Raw genomic sequence first — 16021 nt, 5'->3', positions numbered from 1 at the left:
AATGCGTTTTGTTCCAGCAAAAACACCTCCTTTAATCAAGGCCATGTTTCCAAATTATATTTGGAATATGCCTGCTAAAGAGAAAACAATTTATCTAACGTTTGATGATGGTCCGACGCCCGAAATTACTAATTGGACGCTAAATACTCTAAAGCAATATCAGGCCAAAGCTACTTTTTTTTGCATTGGGGCAAACATTGAAAAACACCCTGATATTTTCTCTAACATCCTTGCCAGTGGTCACAAAATTGGTAATCATACATACAATCACATTAAAGGATGGCAAACTAAAACCAAACCATATTTAGAAAATATTGCCATGTCTCAAGAAATTATGGACAACCTGCTTCCAAACCCTAAAGACAAATTTGGTCGTTTGTTCAGACCTCCTTATGGGCAGATAAAACGTAAACAAGGTAAGAAACTAATAGATTTAGGTTATAAAATAGTCATGTGGAATGTCTTGTCTTTTGACTGGGATGCTGCAACGAGTCCTGAAACCTGTTTAAAACACATTATTTCAAAAGCAAACTCTGGAAGTATTATTGTATTTCATGATAGTGTTAAAGCTTCGAAAAAAATGATGTATGCGCTTCCAAAAACGTTAGAATACTTTAGCACCAAGGGCTATAGTTTTAAAAGCATCGTATAGCTCTTGAAGAATTGTGAAATAATTTTAGCTAGATCCTAGAAATAATCCTGAATAATTCCGATTAGCGTATTGGCGTCTTGTTCTCCGCTTTGCCTCCATTTCATCTCGCCATCCTTGTAAATAATTAAGGTTGGCAAGCTCTTAACTCGTAACGCTTCCGCTAGCTCCTTATTTTTATCTACATCAATTTTAATAACTTTAGCCTTATCTCCTAAAGCGGCAGCAACATCTCTTAAAACAAGATGCATAGACTCTGACTCATCATTCCATTCTGTATAAAAATCTAACAAAACCGGAATTTCAACATCTATAAGTTCCCCAAATTTTGACATACTTTATTGTTTATTAGTCAAGTACAAGTATTACAAACCTACGTATTTTTTTAATATTACTAATAATTGCGATACGATACAAAACAAGCGCTTCTCTTATTCCTATAAAAATAATCAATTTATTTACACCAACAAGCACATTATCAATTATGTATTTACACCCTTCCTTTTTAACTCAATAACAGTTATTTCAGGCCATATACCAACTCTTCCTGGGAATCCTAAATAGCCAAAACCACGATTAACATTAATATACTGACCTGCTTCTTTATAAATTCCTGCCCAGTACTTATAGCGCCATTTTACGGGACTCCACTTAAACCACCCTGGTATTTCTATACCGAACTGCATACCATGCGTATGCCCACTTAAAGTTAAGTGGTAATGATAGTCATCATCAATTACTTGTTTTTCCCAATGAGAAGGATCGTGACTCAATAATATCTTAAAGTCGTTTTCATTAACCTGTGCAGCGGCCTTCTTTAAATCTCCTGCCTTTTTAAAACCACCTGCTCCCCAGTTTTCAACACCTAAAAGCGCAATTCTTTGGTGGTCTCTCTCAAGATAAATGCTTTCATTGAGTAACAGATTAAAACCTATTTGTTTCTGAATAGCTTTTAGATCTCTTAGGTTTTGCTTTTTGGCATCTTCAGATTCCCACCTTACATAATCACCATAATCATGATTCCCTAAAACAGAATACAAACCGTTCTTTGCTTTTAACTTTCCAAAAGTTTCTAGATAAGGTTTCATCTCTGTTGCTTTATTATTTACCATATCTCCAGTAAATAGAATGACATCACTTTCTTGTTGATTGATCAAATCTACCGCATAGCTTACCATATCTGGCCTATCAAAACTCCCTGAATGAATATCGCTAATTTGAGTAAGTTTATAACCATCAAAAGCTTCCGGTAAATCCTCAAAACTCAAGGTATACTTTAAAACTTTAAAGTTATACTTGCCCTTATAAATACCGTAAAGAATCGAACCAAACGGAATGGCTGCAATACCTAATGCTATTTTTGAAATAAAAGCTCTTCTTGATGGCAAGTATTTGATACCGGCGTTGGAGCCTTCGGTGAAATACCTAAACAAGGCTTGAGGCACTCTAAAAACATCCTCAGCAAATAAAATAGCTAAAACAATCATTTTCGGTACCAATAACGCAAGAACAAATGCAAAAGCATAGGCTTGGGGGTTTCCAAACTCACTTCTATTTAAACCATAAAATCGAAATATGAAATTCCCCAACACCAACAGTGTTATAACCCAATAAAGTATCGTTAACCAGAGGTTTTTAGAAATGGTTCTAAATGCCTGAAAAGCATAAACATCAACAACTATAAAAACAAGGATAATAAGAGCCCAGCGCAGCATACTTTTTTACCCAAATATAAAGGTATTATTAGTCTTTCCTGAGCATGTCGTTTTAATTTAACTAATTGTTAAGAATTACTAAACCTTATTTTTCAAATCCTTTAATAGTTATTCTGTTCTTTTACTAGGTGCTTTTTATATCTCTCTTCTATAAAAGAAAACATTGTTTCAAAAAAGCATTAAACCTATTATACCCGAGCAATAACTGCGATTACCCATAAAAAGCGTTCATTTAATTTCCTGCAAATTTTTAAATGAAAAATTTCATGTACATTTGGTTTTCTATCAAAAACAAACAAAATGTCGGACCAAAAACGCCTTTTTTTAGTAGATGCCTATGCCTTAATTTTTCGGGGGTACTATGCCTTTATAAAGAACCCAAGAATCAACTCAAAAGGAGAAGACACCTCAGCTATTATGGGGTTTATGAACTCTTTATTAGATGTGATTAAGCGCGAGCGACCAGACCATTTAGCTGTTTGTTTTGATAAAGGCGGTAGTGCCGACCGAGTTGAAATGTTTGAGGATTATAAGGCCAACAGAGATGAAACCCCTGAAGGTATAAAAACTGCTGTTCCATACATTTATGAGATTTTGAAGGCGATGCACATTCCTATAATGGTAAAGGAGGGTTATGAAGCCGACGACGTGATTGGAACACTATCTCGTCAAGCTGAAAAAGAAGGCTATAAAACATACATGGTAACACCAGATAAGGATTTTGCACAATTAGTTACAGAGAACATTTTTATGTATCGTCCAGTTTTTGGCGGAGGTTACGAAACTTGGGGCATTCCTGAAGTACAAAAAAAGTTTGAAGTAGAAAGCCCTATGCAAGTGATAGACTTTTTGGGGATGATGGGAGATAGCAGTGATAATATCCCTGGGCTACCTGGTGTTGGTGAAAAAACCGCAAAAAAATTCATTGCACAATTTGGCAGTATGGAAGGCTTGTTGGCAAATACCGATCAGTTAAAAGGTAAAATGAAAGAAAAAGTAGAAGCCAACGGCGAGTTAGGATTACTCTCTAAAAAGCTAGCAACTATCATGCTAGATGTTCCTGTGAAATTTGATGCTAAAGACTTTGAGTTGGACCACCCGGACATAGAAAAAGTAAAAGAAATTTTTCAGAATTTAGAGTTTAGACGTCTTACTGATAATTTCTTAAAAACCTTTGCAACTGAAGCTTCAGAAATACCTCAAACCAAAGAAACATTGGCTAACAAAACCGAAAACAGACTAACACCTAAAGAAACAAAATCTGCTGGATCAGGCCAGTTTTCATTGTTTGGAGCAGACCCATCTAATGAATCAGATACCGAAACAAGCTCGGTATTAGAAAGAAAGACTGCCGAAACCACTTCGCATTTTTACCAGAGTATTGCTTCTGGAATGGCCACAAAACTGTTCCTTAAAAACTTAATGAATCAAAAGTCGGTGTGTTTTGATACTGAAACTACGGGATTAAATCCTTTAACTGCCCAATTGGTTGGCATTGCGTTTTCGTGGGAAACTGGTAAGGGGTTTTACCTACCATTTCCAGAAGACAAGGACAAAGGCCAAGAACTAATAGAACAATTGCGTCCGTTTTTTGAAAGTGAAACCATTGAAAAAATCGGTCAGAATTTAAAGTATGATATTAAAGTATTAGCCAAATATAATGTTGAGGTTAAAGGCAAACTCTTTGACACCATGCTAGCGCATTACCTGATTAATCCAGATATGCGTCATAATATGGATGTATTAGCAGAAACTTATTTAAACTACACCCCTATTTCTATTGAAACATTGATTGGCAAAAAAGGCAAAAATCAATTATCCATGAGAGATGTGCCTTTAGACAAGCAAACAGAATATGCGGTTGAAGATGCCGATATTACGCTTCAATTAAAAGAACATTTTCAGAATGAATTAGGTGAAGCCAATACCCAAAAGCTATTTGATGATATTGAAATTCCCTTATTACGTGTTTTAGCTAACATGGAATTAGAAGGTATTAACCTAGATAAAAACTTTTTGAATGGCTTGTCTGAGCAATTGAACAAAGACATCGAAGCTTTAGAAAGGAAAATATATGCAGAAGCGGGCGAAGAATTCAACATTGCTTCACCGAAACAATTAGGTATTATTCTATTTGAAAAAATGAAGTTAGTGGATAAGCCTAAAAAAACGAAATCTGGACAATATTCTACGGCTGAAGATGTGCTGAGTTATTTAGCAAAAGACCATGAGATAATTCAAAATATTCTTGATTTTAGAGGGCTTTCCAAGTTAAAGAGCACCTACGTAGACGCGTTACCCACTCAAGTAGATGAGACTACAAACCATGTACATACCGATTATATGCAAACCGTTGCAGCCACTGGACGCTTAAGTAGTAATAATCCTAATTTACAAAATATCCCGATTCGAACAGAACGTGGCCGACAAGTACGAAAGGCCTTTATCCCTAGAAATGAAAACTACATACTATTAGCTGCTGATTACTCACAGATAGAATTACGTATTATAGCTGCTCTTAGCAAAGAAGAAACGATGATTTCGGCTTTTCAAAATGGTGAAGATATTCACGCCTCAACAGCCTCAAAAGTGTTTAATGTTCCTATTGAAGCGGTAACTCGCGAACAACGTAGCAATGCCAAAACAGTAAACTTCGGGATTATTTATGGCGTATCAGCCTTTGGGTTGAGTAATCAAACCAATCTTTCAAGAGCAGAATCTAAAGAATTAATTGATACTTATTATGCTACCTACCCTAAATTGAGAAGCTATATGAGTGAACAAGTAGATTTCGCGAGAGACCATGGCTATGTACAAACTGTTTTAGGGCGAAGGCGCTATTTAAAGGATATTAATTCTCGTAATGCTGTAGTTCGTGGTGCTGCAGAACGAAATGCGGTTAATGCCCCTATACAAGGTAGTGCTGCAGATATTATAAAAATAGCAATGATAAATATTTTCAACAAACTTCAGGAAGGTAATTATAAAACTAAAATGCTATTACAAGTGCACGACGAATTAGTGTTTGATGTGTACAAACCAGAACTAGACACCATTAAAACTTTGGTAAAAACCCAAATGGAAAATGCTTACATCCTTGACGTTCCTTTAGATGTTGAGTTAGGTATTGGTAACAATTGGTTGGAGGCGCATTAATTTACAAACTATTCAAAAAATCTATACCTTTGGCATAATTAAATTGTAATCGCAAAGCAGTCTCAACACCCCTTTATGCCAAAAGTTTCAATAGTTTTATGTTCGTATAATGGTGAGAAATATATTTCTGAGCAAATAGACAGTATCTTAAACCAATCGTTTAAAGATTTTGAATTGATTATTTCTGATGACAGATCAACTGATTCAACAATTAAAATACTAAAAACCTACGCAGATAAGGATTCAAGAATTAAGTGGCACATTAACGAAAGTAACTTAGGTTATGTTAAAAACTTTGAAAAAGGGATTTCTTTGGCCAACGGAAATTATATTCTTTTATCAGATCAAGATGATATATGGGATCTAACTAAAATTGAAAAGCTTTACAATAACATTGAAGACCATGCGCTTATTTATTGTGATTCGTTGTTTGTGAATTCCAATTTAGAATCTACTGAAAAAAAGATGTCGAGCTCAAAAAATATGATTAGTACAACTAACCCCTTAAACCTTTGCTTAGCGAACTCTGTTTCTGGTCATGCTATGATGTTTAAAAAAGAATTAACCGCGCAATTATTTCCTTTTCCTAAGCTTGTCCCTCATGATTGGTGGATTGCCTTTGTTGCATCTTTCAATGGAGGTATTGTTTATTTTAACGACGCATTAATTAAATACCGTATTCATGATAGCAACTCGTTAGCTTTAAACAAGAACCGAAAGTCTAAAGAAAATAAAATTACCAAAAGGCAATTACGAATAGACGCGTTTTACAAAAAATGCCCTGATAATAATGGAGCTAAACCAATTCTTTTTGAACTAAATGAGGTTTACCAAAACATTAATCTAAAAACCAAAATAAAGAAGTTATCTCTCTTTTTTAAATACAAGCATGAGCTATTTTTAATAACTAAAAAGAAAGACTTGGCCCTTACACATTATATCTTAAGACAATTTAATAAACTAAAGTAAATATGAGGATTGCTGTAGTAAGTTTAGACAACTGGGGGTTTAATAATTATATTGTTGAAACGCTTAAAAGTAAAGGTGTTGAAACGACATCCATTAATTTTGATGATTTAACCTATCAATACCCAACCGTTTTTCATAGAGTTTATAATTTTTTCTTGAAAACCTTAACTAAATACAACCTAAAACAGTTGCACTTGGAAACGCAGCTGCGAAATAAAATAAAAGCGCTTCCAAAACAAGACCAAATTTTAGTAATCAAGTCCGATTTTCTTAACAAGAATATTTTAGTTGAATTAAAAAAGAACTCTCATAAAATGATTACTTTTTTAAACGATAGCTTGTCCAGATGCCCAAAGATGAAAAAGAATATCGACCTTTTTGAAGAAGTCTATTCTTTTGAAAACAGAGACTGCAAGCAATATGGTTTTAAAAAAATAAACAACTTTATATACACAGCCATCGAAACCAATTTAAATACAAACATCTCTTACAATGTTTTTAATATTAGCTCGCTGGATAAAAGAAAAAAGAGCGTTTCATTATTTTCTGAATACTTTAATTCAAGGAACATCTCGTTTAAGATAATTCTTTACAGTCCCAAACCAACAGATGTTTTTAATGATAAAAGCATTGACATCATACATAAGCCTTATTCAATTGTTGAAATGCTTGAGTTTTTAAAAAAATGTAAAGTAGTTCTAGACTTACAGCGCCCCAAACAGCAAGGACTTTCCTTTAGAGTTTTTGAGGCCTTGGCTTACGGAAAAAAGCTCATAACCTTAAATAAGGATATTGCGACTTATGCTTTTTATTCTCCCGATCAAATTTTCATAGTGGAAGATATCAATAATATTCAAATTCCAGACTCTTTTTTTACATCCGAGTCAAAGCCTATAGATTCAGTCATTTTACAAAATTACCATGTTTCAAATTGGGTAGATACTGTCTTTAAACTTTAATTATGAAGCCAAGCATAGCAATTATTGTATCCACTTACAACTGGCCCAAAGCTCTTAATTTAGTTTTAAAAAGTCTGGCAAGACAAAGCGAGTTTCCAAATGAATTAATTATTGCTGATGACGGCTCTCGGGACAAAACAAAACAACTTATTAATTCGTTTCGTAGCAAATTAAGTTTTCCAATAACTCATTTATGGCAAGAAGATGATGGTTTTAGAAAAAGTATAATTCTAAACAGAGCTATTGCAGAGGCGCAAAGTGACTATATTATTCAGGTGGATGGCGATGTTATACTTCATAAACATTTTATCAAAGATCATAGAGCAAATGCGCAGCACAATACTTTTTTATTTGGAACACGAGTAACGCTAAATGCTTGTATTACTGAGAGCTTTCTTAATAAAGGAAAATACCAAATCTCCTACTTTTCAAAAGATATTAAAAAAAGAAACCGCCTTATAAGGCTTCCCTTTTTTAGCAAATTTAGCAAACCACAAAATAAAAACTCAGGTAAACTGAGAGGCTGTAATTTATCCTATTGGAGGAAAGATGCCATGGCTATTAACGGTTATAATGAAGGTTTTAAAGGGTGGGGTTATGAAGACTATGAATTCGCTCAACGACTTATAAATAAAGGGGTGTTTGCGAAAAGAGTAAAACATGCTGCTATTCAGTTTCACTTATTTCATAACGAAGCTCCCAAGGGAAGTGTAGTCATCGGAGACAAGCTTTTAGAAGACACCGTAAACAACAAGATTAGTTTTATAGAAAATGGTATTATTAAGTCCTAATTTTGCAATGCCTATCGACGCCCCCTCTTTTTCTGATATTTCACCTTTTTCTTTCGTTGATTAAAAGGCACGGCATCGTCGAACGTATGCTTAGGCTTTCCTGGCTTGTTTTTTCGCCATTTTTCTTCTTTTTTAGGCAACAAAACATCCAATAAGTCCTGGCGCCCTAGCTTATTTAACGTGTTTTTTATCCAAGTCTTATTTTCATCTTTATACCAAAAGAAAAACCGATGTTGTTCATCTTTTTCCTTTCTCGTTTTTGGCGTTTTTACTTTTTTGAGCGTATATGGATGATAACCACTATAGTATATAACCGTAGCTACTGTCATGGGGGTTGGTGTAAAGCCTTGTACCTGTTCTAGCTGAAAACCCATATCCTTAGTTTCTGCTGCTAAATTCGCCATGTCTTCGGCCTCGCAAGCAGGATGATTCGATATGAAATAGGGAATAAGCTGTAGCTTTAGCTTATGTTTGATGTTGATTTTATCAAAACGTTCCTTAAACTTATGAAAATAGGCGAATGATGGTTTACGCATCAACTTTAAAACGGGATCACTGGTATGCTCTGGTGCTACTTTTAGTCTCCCAGACACATGTTTGGTCATAACCTCCTCTGTGTAATCATCCAATTCCTTGGCATCGGCATTTTTATTAAACTCTGGCACTAACATATCATGCCTAATTCCACTACCTATAAATGATTTCTTCACTTTGGGATGCCTATCAACTGCCTGATATAATTCGGTTAGTGGTTTATGAGAGGTGTCTAAATTACTACAAATTACAGGTGAAATACAAGAAGGAGCAACGCACTTATCGCAAATCTCTTGTACTTTACCTTTCATTTTGTACATATTGGCACTTGGTCCGCCTATATCAGATAAATACCCTTTAAAATCCGGCATATTGGCCACCATATCGACTTCTCGTAGCACAGATTCTTGACTACGTGATGCTATAAACTTTCCTTGATGTGCAGAAATCGTACAAAAACTACACCCCCCAAAACACCCTCGATGGATATTAATGGAGAATTTAATCATTTCAAAAGCAGGGATAGGCCCACGCTTGTTATATTTTGGATGCGGTAAACGTGTGTAAGGTAAATCAAAAGAAGCATCAATCTCAGCTTCTGTCATAGTTGGATACGGAGGATTAATCATCAAGGTTCTGTCCCCCACCTTTTGAAAAATACGTCGTGCAGCCAACTTATTACTCTCTTGCTCGATAATCTTAAAATTGGCTGCATAAGCCTTTTTATCTTTCAAGCACGTTTCATGTGAGACAATCTCAACATCCTCCCAATTACTATTCTTTGGGATTTTAGCATCCTTATTCAATAAAACAGCTGTTTGTTTTATCGTAGTGATACTACTAAAAGGTACCCCTTTCTGCAACAAACGTACCACCTCCCTTAACGGTTGCTCACCCATACCATACACCAACATATCGGCTTTAGAGCTTTCCAAAATAGTTGGCAATAACTTATCGCTCCAATAATCGTAATGAGTCACCCTGCGTAAAGAAGCCTCAATCCCCCCTATTAAAACAGGAATATCGGGCCATTTTTCTTTTAAAATTTTAGAATAGACTGTTGTGGCATAATCTGGTCTAAATCCAATATCGCCATTTGGGGTATAGGCATCCTTATCGCGTCTCTTTTTGTTGGCGTTATAGTTACTAATCATGGGATCCATACAACCACCTGTAACACCAAAAAATAATTTAGGAGCTCCTAATTTAACAAAGTCTTGAAGATTATCATTCACATTGGGCTGGGGTACAATAGCAACACGAAGCCCATAACTTTCTAAAATACGCCCGATAACCGCAGGTCCAAACGACGGATGATCTACATAAGCATCCCCACTAAATAGAATAACATCAAGCGCATCCCATCCGCGAATTTTTACCTCTTTATTAGTGGTGGGCAACCAATTTGATAATTTCAACTCCTTCATAGCGTTGCAAAAATAGGCAAAATTAGCGGCTTACTTGCTATGCCCATATATTTAGGACCTTACTACATTGATAAAGCTTAAATTTTCATTCCTTAAAAGGAAGAAATTATAATTACATCAATTTTAACTAGTTTTGCAATCTATTTTTTTATCAATGAGTATAATTTCAAAAGACATACAGCAAGCCGCTAAGCTTTTAAGTAATGACCAACTGGTGGCCATCCCTACGGAAACGGTGTATGGTTTGGCAGGAAATATCTACAGCGAAAAGGCTGTTAAGCTTATTTTTGAAACAAAAAAACGTCCGTTTTTTAACCCACTCATTGTTCATATACCATCAATTGATGCTTTAGAAAGTATAGTAAGCCATATTCCCGAAAAAGCACGTCTGTTAGCAGATGCCTTTTGGCCCGGATCTATGACAATGGTCCTTAAAAAACAAACATGTATTCCAGATTTAATCACAGCTGGAAAAAACACTGTCGCGGTTAGAGTGCCAAAACACCCGATAACCTTAGAACTTTTAAAAGCCTTATCATTCCCATTAGCCGCACCAAGCGCGAACCCTTTTGGAAGCATCAGTCCAACGAAACCAGAACATGTAGAACGCTATTTTAAGGATACTATTGGCCAAGTTCTTGATGGAGGCCCTTGTGCTAATGGCATAGAGTCAACAATAATAGGTTTTGAAGGGAATGAACCTGTTATTTATAGATTGGGAGCTTTAGCCATCGAGGATATAGAGGCCGTGGTTGGCAAAGTAGCTATTAGAAACAAAAAAGAAATAAGCCCTGATGCACCCGGGATGCTAGATCGCCATTATGCGCCTACTACACAAACATTTTTAACAGATAATATTTCAGAAGTCATAAGAATACATGGTGGTAAACGTATTGGTATTCTTGTTTTTAAAACAGAAGTAAATGATGCTTCGGTTACCTCTCAAATTATACTTTCTAAGGAAGGTGACCTAAGCGAGGCAGCATCAAAACTTTATGATGCTATGCATGATTTGGATCGTCAAGAACTGGACCTTATTATTGCAGAACAATTTCCTGATTATGGTCTGGGAAAATCCATTAATGACAGATTAAAACGGGCAACTTTCAGGAGTTAGTCTTTTTATGTTACAGACGTCTGATTTTCAAGCTTAAAAAAACCTTAACTAGGTTTGGTAATCCAATAGTTTATCGTAAATTTGCAAACTCTTTTTGAGAGAGGAATGTTTAATAATTAAAAAAATCATTAGTGTGGACACATTAAGCTACAAAACGATTTCAGCAAACAAAGCTACTGTAAATAAGGAGTGGGTTTTGGTTGATGCTGAAGGTCAGGCGCTTGGTCGTTTAGCTTCTAAAGTTGCAAAACTTTTAAGAGGTAAACACAAGCCAAACTTCACACCTCATGTTGATTGCGGAGATAATGTAATTATTATCAATGCTGAAAAAATCACGTTATCTGGAAACAAATGGACTGAGAAATCATACATTCGTCACACAGGTTACCCAGGAGGTCAAAGAAGTTTAACTGCTACAGAATTGTACGGAAAAAACCCTGCAAGAGTAGTAGAAAAATCAGTTAAAGGAATGTTACCTAAAAACAAATTAGGAGCAGATTTATTCCGTAACCTAACAGTTGTTGTTGGTTCAGAGCATAAACACGACGCTCAAAAGCCAAAAACAATTAACTTAAACGAATTCAAATAATGGATGTAATTCACAAAATTGGCCGTAGAAAAACGGCTGTTGCGCGCGCTTATGTTGCCCCAGGAAAAGGTAACATTACAATTAATAAAAAAGACTTAGCTAATTATTTTACTACAGCTACTTTACAGTACAAAGTAAAACAACCATTAGCTTTGACTAACAATGACGCCAACTTTGATATTACAGTAAATGTATATGGAGGTGGTATTACTGGACAAGCAGAAGCTGTTCGTTTGGCAATTTCTCGTGCAATGTGCGAAGTTGATGCTGAGAACAGATCTATCTTAAAACCAGAAGGCTTATTAACAAGAGATCCAAGAATGGTAGAGCGTAAAAAATTCGGTCAGAAGAAAGCTCGTAAGAAATTCCAATTCTCAAAGCGTTAATATACATGCTGAACTTGTTTCAGTATCTGTTTATCAGTTACTCCAAACATATTCAATCATATTAATAAAAGAAGCTGAAAAAATTTCAGCTTAAATATTTAAAACAGTTATTGTTGTCCTGAACTTTTAACAAAAGACAGGAATTAGTTTAGCATCTAAATGAAGCCAAGAGCGAAAAGCCAAATGGAACATTGCTAATTCAACAGAACGTAAACTATTACAAAATGGCAGTAGAAGTAAAAGAATTACTTGAAGCAGGTGTACACTTCGGACACCTTACACGTAAGTGGGACCCAAACATGGCTCCTTACGTTTATATGGAACGTAACGGTATCCATATTATAAACCTTTACAAAACAGCAGCTAAAATTGATGAAGCTGGTGCAGCATTAGCAAAAATTGCTGCTTCAGGTCGTAAAATTTTATTTGTTGCAACAAAAAAACAAGCAAAAGATATTGTTGCTGAAAAAGCTGGAGAAATTAACATGCCTTACATCACTGAAAGATGGCCAGGTGGTATGTTAACAAACTTTGTTACTATTAGAAAAGCTGTTAAAAAAATGGCTTCTATTGATAGAATGAAGAAAGACGGTACGTTTAACACATTATCTAAAAAGGAGCGTTTACAAGTTGATCGTTTAAGAGCTAAGTTAGAGAAAAACTTAGGGTCTATTAGCGATATGACACGTTTACCAGGCGCTTTATTTGTTGTAGATATTAAGCGTGAGCACATCGCGATTAAAGAAGCTCAAAAATTAAACATTCCAATTTTTGCTATGGTTGATACCAACTCAGACCCACGTCAGGTTGATTATGTTATCCCTGCAAATGATGACGCTTCTAAATCAATTGATAAAATTTTAACTCACGTAACATCTGCAATATCTCAAGGTTTAGCAGAGCGTAAAGCTGAGAAAGAAGCTAGTGCAGCAGCTAAAGAGAAAGAACAAGCTCCTAAAGCAAAAGCGGCTCCAGCTCCTAAAGCTGTTGCTGAAGAAGAAGAATAGAATAACATTAATACAACACAAATAAGTCGTTTAGTTCTTTTCTTCGCAGAAATAAATTGAACGACTTTTTTAAATTATAATTACAATGAGTACTACAGTAAAAGTTACAGCTGCTGAAGTTAATAAATTAAGACAAGCAACTGGTGCAGGAATGATGGACTGCAAAAAAGCTTTAGTTGAAGCTGAAGGAGACTTTGACAAAGCCATAGAAGTATTACGTAAAAAAGGTCAAAAAGTAGCTGAAAAAAGAGCCGATAGAGATTCTTCTGAAGGTGCTGCTGTTTCTAAAATTAATGCAAACCAAACTGCTGGCGTTGCTATTGTTTTAGGATGTGAAACTGACTTTGTTGGTAAGAATGAAAACTTTTTAGCTTTAGCTAACGAATTAGCTGAAGTAGCCTTAAAGTACGATTCTAAAGACGCCTTTTTAGCAGCCGATTTTGGAGGAATGACCGTTGCAGAAAAACTAGTTGAGCAAACTGGAGTTATAGGTGAAAAACTAGACATCAAAGCTTTTGAAAAATTAGAAGCTCCTTTTGTTGGTTCTTATGTTCACATTAACAAAATTGCTGCTTTGGTTGGTTTAACCGCTAAAGTAGATAACGCCGAAGTTTTAGTTAAAGATGTTGCTATGCAAGTCGCTTCAATGGGAGCAACTTCATTATCTTACAAAGATTTTGATCCTGCATATGTAGCTTCAGAAACAGAAGCAAGAATTGCAGTTATTGAAAAAGACAATATTGAATTAGGTCGTTTAGGTAAAACACTTAAAAATGTACCTCAATACATTTCAATGCAACAGTTAACTCCTGAAGTTTTGGCAAAAGCTGAAGCTGACGCTAAAGCAGAATTAGCAGCTGAAGGTAAACCAGAAAAAATCTGGGATAGAATTTTACCAGGTAAAATGGATCGTTTCATCTCTGATAACACGACTTTAGATCAAGAACAATGTTTATTAGATCAAAAGTTTATTAAAGACGAAAAGAAAACCGTTGCTGAATATGTATCTACTTTCGGTGAGGTTGAAATTTCAGGTTTTAAACGTGCTTCAGTAGGATAATTTATCTCATTTCGCCTAAGCGAAAACCATTATACAAAGCCACTATTCAATTATGAATAGTGGCTTTTTTATCTTAAAATATAAGGTTTATAAAAATTCAAAAGAAAAAAAAAATGTGTAGTTTTGCACAACTCTAGTTTTTGCACTTGCGAAAACGTCACAAATCAAAACACTTATTTTGAAATATAAAAGAATACTCCTCAAACTATCAGGTGAAGCCTTAATGGGAACACGCCAATATGGTATTGATCCAGAAAGGTTAGCAGAATATGCTCAAGACATTAAAACTATTACAGATAAAGGCATTGAAGTAGCTATCGTTATTGGTGGTGGTAATATCTTTAGAGGTTTAGCTGGTGCTAGTAAAGGCATGGATCGTGTTCAAGGTGATCACATGGGTATGTTGGCCACGGTTATTAATGGTTTGGCACTTCAAGGTGCTTTGGAAGATGCAAATATACCAACTAGACTTCAAACAGCTATAAAGATTAATGAAGTAGCCGAACCTTTTATAAGAAGAAAGGCTATGAGACATCTTGAAAAAGGGCGTGTTGTAATTTTTGGCGGTGGAACAGGAAATCCTTATTTTACTACAGATTCGGCAGCTGTGCTTAGAGCTATTGAAATTGAAGCCGATGTTATTTTAAAAGGAACCAGAGTTGATGGTATTTACAATGCCGATCCTGAAAAAGACAATAACGCTGTGAAATTTAAAAGTATTTCATTTGACGACGTATTAAGAAAAGGATTAAAAGTTATGGATACTACGGCATTTACCTTAAGTCAAGAAAATGAATTGCCCATTATTGTTTTTGATATGAACAAGAAAGGCAACTTACTAAAGGTTGTTTCTGGCGAAAATATTGGAACGGTAGTAAATGTATAATACTTGGCGTAGTTTTTGAACAAGCCTTTGTAACTTAAAAACGTATAAGACAATGAACGAAGACATACAATTTATATTAGATACCACAAAAGAAGCAATGGATAATGCTATTGCACATCTTAAAAAACAATTTCTAAACATTAGAGCAGGTAAAGCAAGTCCTTCCATGTTAGGAAGTGTTATGGTTGATTATTATGGTACGCAAACGCCTTTAAGCCAAGTAGCTAATGTAAACACTCCGGATGGACGCACCATAACGGTTCAACCATGGGAAAAGAGTATGCTTCAGGAAATAGAACGAGGTATTGCCTATGCAAACCTGGGGTTTAACCCAATGAATAATGGAGAAACAATTATTATTAATGTCCCTCCTTTAACCGAAGAACGTCGTAAAGATCTTGCAAAGCAAGCGAAATCTGAAGCTGAAGACGCCAAAGTTAGTATTAGAACGGCAAGAAAAGACGCTATGAACGACGTGAAAAAAAACGATGATATATCGGAAGACTTGAAAAAAAATGCCGAAATCGATATTCAAGAGCTAACAGACAAATATGTGAAAAACGCAGATCAGCTCTTTGAACATAAGGAAAATGAAATCATGACCGTGTAAAAAAAAGGAGCGATATTAAATATCGCTCCTTTTTTTATGGTTTTTATTTCTTACTACCTAAAGCCTGCGAAAACTGAAGCATTTTAAGTTATTCCAGTTTTAAATTAGTCCGCACCCATTTATTTAACGCCTCATAATGAGGTATTATGCCTCTTTTTTCTACCTT

At 35.2% G+C, this 16021-nt stretch carries 15 protein-coding genes; 12 read left to right on the top strand and 3 right to left on the bottom strand.

Annotated elements, in window-relative coordinates; translation table 11 throughout:
* Position 1: 1 nt before the first annotated feature.
* Positions 2-652, top strand: a complete 651-nt coding sequence (locus E5D58_RS08885) for a polysaccharide deacetylase family protein (protein ID WP_136481511.1) — start codon at positions 2-4, stop codon at positions 650-652.
* 35 nt (positions 653-687) lie between these two features.
* On the opposite strand, the gene E5D58_RS08880 is transcribed toward E5D58_RS08885, so the two are convergent.
* The gene (locus E5D58_RS08880) at positions 688-984 is read right to left on the bottom strand and encodes a thioredoxin family protein (protein WP_136481510.1); all 297 of its coding nucleotides are present in this window, start codon (positions 982-984) and stop codon (positions 688-690) included.
* Positions 985-1131: 147 nt separating this feature from the next.
* A complete protein-coding gene (locus E5D58_RS08875) occupies positions 1132-2364 on the bottom strand; it encodes a metallophosphoesterase (protein WP_136481509.1) in 1233 nt (410 codons plus the stop codon).
* A gap of 300 nt (positions 2365-2664) precedes the next feature.
* Here E5D58_RS08875 and polA point away from each other — a divergent pair, with 300 nt between their 5' ends.
* From polA to E5D58_RS08855, 4 genes are all read left to right on the top strand, one after another.
* A complete protein-coding gene (gene polA, locus E5D58_RS08870) occupies positions 2665-5520 on the top strand; it encodes a DNA polymerase I (RefSeq protein WP_136481508.1) in 2856 nt (951 codons plus the stop codon).
* Between the two features lie 75 nt (positions 5521-5595).
* Complete coding sequence (locus E5D58_RS08865; protein WP_136481507.1) at positions 5596-6489, top strand: glycosyltransferase family 2 protein; 894 nt, start codon at positions 5596-5598, stop codon at positions 6487-6489.
* 2 nt (positions 6490-6491) lie between these two features.
* Complete coding sequence (locus E5D58_RS08860; RefSeq protein ID WP_136481506.1) at positions 6492-7448, top strand: hypothetical protein; 957 nt, start codon at positions 6492-6494, stop codon at positions 7446-7448.
* A 2-nt stretch (positions 7449-7450) separates the two neighbouring features.
* The gene (locus E5D58_RS08855; RefSeq protein ID WP_136481505.1) at positions 7451-8239 is read left to right on the top strand and encodes a glycosyltransferase family 2 protein; all 789 of its coding nucleotides are present in this window, start codon (positions 7451-7453) and stop codon (positions 8237-8239) included.
* Between the two features lie 11 nt (positions 8240-8250).
* Here E5D58_RS08855 and E5D58_RS08850 read toward each other — a convergent pair whose 3' ends face one another.
* Complete coding sequence (locus E5D58_RS08850; protein WP_136481504.1) at positions 8251-10200, bottom strand: YgiQ family radical SAM protein; 1950 nt, start codon at positions 10198-10200, stop codon at positions 8251-8253.
* 154 nt (positions 10201-10354) lie between these two features.
* Here E5D58_RS08850 and E5D58_RS08845 point away from each other — a divergent pair, with 154 nt between their 5' ends.
* The 7 genes from E5D58_RS08845 to frr all read left to right on the top strand — a co-directional run bounded on the left by E5D58_RS08845 (position 10355) and on the right by frr (position 15855).
* Complete coding sequence (locus E5D58_RS08845) at positions 10355-11317, top strand: L-threonylcarbamoyladenylate synthase (protein WP_136481503.1); 963 nt, start codon at positions 10355-10357, stop codon at positions 11315-11317.
* A gap of 133 nt (positions 11318-11450) precedes the next feature.
* On the top strand, positions 11451-11906 hold the full coding sequence (gene rplM / locus E5D58_RS08840; RefSeq protein WP_136481502.1) for a 50S ribosomal protein L13: 456 nt from the start codon (positions 11451-11453) through the stop codon (positions 11904-11906).
* Positions 11906-12292: a 30S ribosomal protein S9 gene (gene rpsI / locus E5D58_RS08835; RefSeq protein ID WP_136481501.1), complete on the top strand. Its 387-nt coding sequence runs from the start codon at positions 11906-11908 to the stop codon at positions 12290-12292. The genes rplM and rpsI overlap by 1 nt, the downstream gene beginning before the upstream one ends.
* Before the next feature lie 224 nt (positions 12293-12516).
* Positions 12517-13299, top strand: a complete 783-nt coding sequence (rpsB, locus tag E5D58_RS08830) for a 30S ribosomal protein S2 (protein ID WP_136481500.1) — start codon at positions 12517-12519, stop codon at positions 13297-13299.
* An 85-nt stretch (positions 13300-13384) separates the two neighbouring features.
* Positions 13385-14359, top strand: a complete 975-nt coding sequence (tsf, locus tag E5D58_RS08825; RefSeq protein ID WP_136481499.1) for a translation elongation factor Ts — start codon at positions 13385-13387, stop codon at positions 14357-14359.
* Positions 14360-14537: 178 nt separating this feature from the next.
* The gene (gene pyrH, locus E5D58_RS08820) at positions 14538-15245 is read left to right on the top strand and encodes a UMP kinase (RefSeq protein WP_136481498.1); all 708 of its coding nucleotides are present in this window, start codon (positions 14538-14540) and stop codon (positions 15243-15245) included.
* 52 nt (positions 15246-15297) lie between these two features.
* A complete protein-coding gene (frr, locus tag E5D58_RS08815) occupies positions 15298-15855 on the top strand; it encodes a ribosome recycling factor (protein WP_136481497.1) in 558 nt (185 codons plus the stop codon).
* The last annotated feature ends 166 nt before the right edge of the window (positions 15856-16021 follow it).

It is taken from the genome of Cognatitamlana onchidii (genome assembly GCF_004804355.1).
Classification (GTDB): domain Bacteria; phylum Bacteroidota; class Bacteroidia; order Flavobacteriales; family Flavobacteriaceae; genus Cognatitamlana; species Cognatitamlana onchidii.
Note: the sequence above shows the minus strand (reverse complement) of the source record. Positions and strands in the feature narration are given on the sequence as shown.

What these genes read in the sequence shown, in the direction of transcription:
- polA (WP_136481508.1), top strand. Translation starts at nt 2,665, where the DNA reads ATGTCGGACCAAAAACGCCTTTTTTTAGTAGATGCCTATGCCTTAATT.
- E5D58_RS08850 (WP_136481504.1), bottom strand. Translation starts at nt 10,200, where the DNA reads ATGAAGGAGTTGAAATTATCAAATTGGTTGCCCACCACTAATAAAGAG.
- tsf (WP_136481499.1), top strand. Translation starts at nt 13,385, where the DNA reads ATGAGTACTACAGTAAAAGTTACAGCTGCTGAAGTTAATAAATTAAGA.
- E5D58_RS08845 (WP_136481503.1), top strand. Translation starts at nt 10,355, where the DNA reads ATGAGTATAATTTCAAAAGACATACAGCAAGCCGCTAAGCTTTTAAGT.
- frr (WP_136481497.1), top strand. Translation starts at nt 15,298, where the DNA reads ATGAACGAAGACATACAATTTATATTAGATACCACAAAAGAAGCAATG.
- E5D58_RS08860 (WP_136481506.1), top strand. Translation starts at nt 6,492, where the DNA reads ATGAGGATTGCTGTAGTAAGTTTAGACAACTGGGGGTTTAATAATTAT.
- E5D58_RS08865 (WP_136481507.1), top strand. Translation starts at nt 5,596, where the DNA reads ATGCCAAAAGTTTCAATAGTTTTATGTTCGTATAATGGTGAGAAATAT.
- E5D58_RS08875 (WP_136481509.1), bottom strand. Translation starts at nt 2,364, where the DNA reads ATGCTGCGCTGGGCTCTTATTATCCTTGTTTTTATAGTTGTTGATGTT.
- E5D58_RS08885 (WP_136481511.1), top strand. Translation starts at nt 2, where the DNA reads ATGCGTTTTGTTCCAGCAAAAACACCTCCTTTAATCAAGGCCATGTTT.
- rpsB (WP_136481500.1), top strand. Translation starts at nt 12,517, where the DNA reads ATGGCAGTAGAAGTAAAAGAATTACTTGAAGCAGGTGTACACTTCGGA.
- E5D58_RS08855 (WP_136481505.1), top strand. Translation starts at nt 7,451, where the DNA reads ATGAAGCCAAGCATAGCAATTATTGTATCCACTTACAACTGGCCCAAA.
- rpsI (WP_136481501.1), top strand. Translation starts at nt 11,906, where the DNA reads ATGGATGTAATTCACAAAATTGGCCGTAGAAAAACGGCTGTTGCGCGC.
- E5D58_RS08880 (WP_136481510.1), bottom strand. Translation starts at nt 984, where the DNA reads ATGTCAAAATTTGGGGAACTTATAGATGTTGAAATTCCGGTTTTGTTA.